The sequence below is a fragment of the Methylobacterium sp. WL116 genome (assembly GCF_008039455.1).
Lineage (GTDB): Bacteria > Pseudomonadota > Alphaproteobacteria > Rhizobiales > Beijerinckiaceae > Methylobacterium.
On the sequence record NZ_VRUV01001131.1, the window covers coordinates 1 to 483 of the forward strand.

The 483-nt window shown below is 77.4% G+C and carries 1 pseudogene; it reads left to right on the forward strand.

Annotated features, from left to right (window positions below):
- Positions 1-483: pseudogene (locus FV223_RS31140) on the forward strand (DNA polymerase Y family protein); the annotation flags it as partial.

Genomic DNA, 483 nt, shown 5'->3' on the forward strand with positions numbered 1-483 from the left:
CCCTCGGCCTGCGACGCGGCGAGCCGCTGGGCCGCGTGCGGGCGCGGATCTCGACCCCGCTCCACGTCCACCCGGCCGATCCGGCCGCCGACGCGGCGGCGTTCGCCAGGCTCTGCCTCTGGGCGCAGCGCTACACGCCGTGCGTCGTCCCCTTCGGCCCGGCCGAGGCCTGCGACGGCCTGTACCTCGACGTCACGGGGGCGGCCCACCTCCTGGGCGGCGAAGCCGATCTGGTCGCGGACCTCGCCGCGCGCCTCGCGCGATCCGGGATCCCGGCACGGATCGCGCTCGCCGACACGCCCGGCGCGGCCTTCGCCCTCGCGCGATACGGGCTCGGCGAGACCATGTGCGTCCCATCGGAGAGGACCGAGCAGGCCCTGAGGCCCCTCCCCGTCGAGGCCCTGCGCTGCGAGCCAGCCGTCGCCGTCGCCCTGAAGCGGCTCGGCCTGCGCAGGATCGGCGCGTCGAGGACGGCGCCGATCC